The following is a 2930-nucleotide window of genomic DNA, read 5'->3' as shown; positions in this document are numbered from 1 at the left end:
AACACTTCTTGGGTGTTGTATGGTTAAGCCTCACGGGTAATTAGTATGGGTTAGCTCAACACGTCGCCGCGCTTACACACCCCACCTATCAACGTTGTGGTCTCCAACGGCCCTTTAGGACCCTCAAGGGGTCAGGGATGACTCATCTCAGGGCTCGCTTCCCGCTTAGATGCTTTCAGCGGTTATCGATTCCGAACTTAGCTACCGGGCAGTGCCACTGGCGTGACAACCCGAACACCAGAGGTTCGTTCACTCCGGTCCTCTCGTACTAGGAGCAACTCCCTTCAATCATCCAACGCCCACGGCAGATAGGGACCGAACTGTCTCACGACGTTCTGAACCCAGCTCGCGTACCACTTTAAATGGCGAACAGCCATACCCTTGGGACCGACTTCAGCCCCAGGATGTGATGAGCCGACATCGAGGTGCCAAACACCGCCGTCGATATGAACTCTTGGGCGGTATCAGCCTGTTATCCCCGGAGTACCTTTTATCCGTTGAGCGATGGCCCTTCCATTCAGAACCACCGGATCACTATGACCTACTTTCGTACCTGCTCGACCTGTCCGTCTCGCAGTTAAGCTGGCTTATGCCATTGCACTAACCTCCTGATGTCCGACCAGGATTAGCCAACCTTCGTGCTCCTCCGTTACTCTTTGGGAGGAGACCGCCCCAGTCAAACTACCCACCAGGCACTGTCCGCGAGCCCGATTCAGGGCCCTGCGTTAGAACATCAAACATACAAGGGTGGTATTTCAAGGACGGCTCCAGCGCAACTGGCGTCACGCCTTCAAAGCCTCCCACCTATCCTACACATGTAGGTTCAATGTTCAGTGCCAAGCTGTAGTAAAGGTTCACGGGGTCTTTCCGTCTAGCCGCGGGTACACCGCATCTTCACGGCGAATTCGATTTCACTGAGTCTCGGGTGGAGACAGCATGGCCATGGTTACACCATTCGTGCAGGTCGGAACTTACCCGACAAGGAATTTCGCTACCTTAGGACCGTTATAGTTACGGCCGCCGTTTACCGGGGCTTCGATCAAGAGCTTCGCTTGCGCTAACCCCATCAATTAACCTTCCGGCACCGGGCAGGTGTCACACCCTATACGTCCACTTTCGTGTTTGCAGAGTGCTGTGTTTTTGATAAACAGTCCCAGCCATCTGGTCACTGCGACTCCCGACTGCTCCATCCGCAAGGGACTTCACTGTCAAGAGCGAACCTTCTCCCGAAGTTACGGTTCTATTTTGCCTAGTTCCTTCACCCGAGTTCTCTCAAGCGCCTTGGTATTCTCTACCCGACCACCTGTGTCGGTTTGGGGTACGATGACTTGTAATCTGAAGCTTAGAGGCTTTTCCTGGAAGCAGGGCATCAATGGCTTCCGCACCGTAGTGCGTTCGTCTCGTGTCTCAGTGTTGTGTCTCCGGATTTGCCTAGAAACACCACCTACGCACTTTCACCAGGACAACCGTCGCCTGGCCCACCTAGCCTTCTCCGTCCCCCCATCGCAATTACAAGTCGTGCAGGAATATTAACCTGCTTCCCATCGATTACGCCTTTCGGCCTCACCTTAGGGGTCGACTCACCCTGCCCCGATTAACGTTGGACAGGAACCCTTGGTCTTCCGGCGAGGAGGCTTTTCACCCCCTTTATCGTTACTTACGTCAGCATTCGCACTTCTGATATCTCCAGCATACCTCTCGATACACCTTCGCAGACTTACAGAACGCTCCCCTACCACTCACACATAAGTGTGAATCCGCGGCTTCGGTGCCTGGTTTGAGCCCCGTTACATCTTCCGCGCAGGCCGACTCGACTAGTGAGCTATTACGCTTTCTTTAAATGATGGCTGCTTCTAAGCCAACATCCTAGCTGTCTGAGCCTTCCCACATCGTTTCCCACTTAACCAGAACTTTGGGACCTTAGCCGGCGGTCTGGGTTGTTTCCCTCTTCACGACGGACGTTAGCACCCGCCGTGTGTCTCCCGGATATTACTTACTGGTATTCGGAGTTTGCATGGAGTTGGTAAGTCGGGATGACCCCCTAGTCCAAACAGTGCTCTACCCCCAGTAGTATTCGTCCGAGGCGCTACCTAAATAGCTTTCGGGGAGAACCAGCTATCTCCGAGTTTGATTGGCCTTTCACCCCCAGCCACAGGTCATCCCCTAACTTTGCAACGTTAGTGGGTTCGGTCCTCCAGTTGATGTTACTCAACCTTCAACCTGCCCATGGCTAGATCACCCGGTTTCGGGTCTACACCTTGCAACTAGACGCCCAGTTAAGACTCGGTTTCCCTACGGCTCCCCTATACGGTTAACCTCGCTACAAAATGTAAGTCGCTGACCCATTATACAAAAGGTACGCAGTCACCCCGAAGGGCTCCCACTGCTTGTACGTACACGGTTTCAGGTTCTATTTCACTCCCCTCACAGGGGTTCTTTTCGCCTTTCCCTCACGGTACTGGTTCACTATCGGTCAGTCAGGAGTATTTAGCCTTGGAGGATGGTCCCCCCATATTCAGACAGGATGTCACGTGTCCCGCCCTACTCGATTTCACTTCAAGGTCGTTTTCATGTACGGGGCTATCACCCTGTATCGCTGGCCTTTCCAGGACCATTCCACTAACTTCCAAGAAACTTAAGGGCTAATCCCCGTTCGCTCGCCGCTACTGAGGGAATCTCGGTTGATTTCTTTTCCTCGGGGTACTTAGATGTTTCAGTTCTCCCGGTTCGCCTCGTTGCACTATGTATTCATGCAACGATACCTAGCTTATGCTAAGTGGGTTTCCCCATTCGGAAATCTGTGAGTAATAGCGTCTCTTACCGACTTCTCACAGCTTATCGCAGGTTAGTACGTCCTTCATCGCCTCTGACTGCCAAGGCATCCACCATGTACGCTTAGTCACTTAACCATACAACCCCAAGAAGTGTCG

1 rRNA gene is annotated in these 2930 nt (G+C 53.0%); it reads right to left on the bottom strand.

Annotated elements, in window-relative coordinates:
- Positions 1 to 19 precede the first annotated feature (19 nt).
- A 23S ribosomal RNA gene (locus tag PG888_RS22635) occupies positions 20 to 2909 on the bottom strand.
- Between the last annotated feature and the right edge of the window lie 21 nt (positions 2910 to 2930).

Source organism: Aeromonas sp. QDB23 (assembly GCF_027707745.1).
GTDB classification, from domain to species: domain Bacteria; phylum Pseudomonadota; class Gammaproteobacteria; order Enterobacterales; family Aeromonadaceae; genus Aeromonas; species Aeromonas allosaccharophila.
The sequence above is the reverse complement of the archived record's forward strand: the minus strand, read 5'-3'. Positions and strand labels throughout refer to the sequence as shown.